The organism is Vibrio sp. 03_296 (assembly GCF_002265885.1).
Genome location: NZ_NPKW01000797.1, coordinates 1 through 620, shown reverse-complemented (window position 1 = coordinate 620; position 620 = coordinate 1). Strand labels below are relative to the sequence as shown.

Sequence of the window (620 nt, the reverse complement as noted above, 5' to 3'; positions counted from 1 at the left end):
ATGTAGGGCACGCTGTTTGGCGTGGCTTATCTCATCGGCTCTCCAGTCCGCTGCTGAGTTTCCCAACTCGGGGCTAGCCAAACCTTTGAGCGCTGCGGAGGCAACGGCTGTTTATGCAAAATTAAATCGGCGGCTCTTTTCCGCCACCATGATGGTAGGCGCATTAAGATTGCCGTTAGGAATCGTGGAAAACGGAGGAATCCACTACGCGCAGGTTGGTGATTCCTCGTACACGACACTCTTCATCGAGCACCGCCATTGGGTCATCGTCTGCGCCCATTTGCATGAGCATGAAGGGTGATACGCGCTCTCGACGTTCTCTTTCACCCACTGATCGATTTCCGCATCGGTCACGACATTGATGCCGGGCTGTATCTCTTCACCACGGAACTCATCCATTGCTGGCTGTGCCAAAATTTCGCGAGTAAGGCGGATACAATCTCGCCAATCTTGACGATCGCGCTCGGTCGATAAGTAGTTAAACTGAATTTTGGGTTTGTCCAATGGATTGGCTGACGACGATCCTCAACACTGGCTCGCTCTCAGGCTTGTTTGGCCCAACATGGACTTGGAAGCCATGACCATCAAAGGCGGCTTGTCCATCGTAACGCATTGCCGCG

1 pseudogene is annotated in these 620 nt (G+C 53.1%); it reads right to left on the bottom strand.

Annotated features, from left to right (window positions below):
* Positions 1-26 precede the first annotated feature (26 nt).
* A pseudogene (locus CIK04_RS27955) lies at positions 27-620 on the bottom strand (GMC oxidoreductase); the annotation flags it as partial.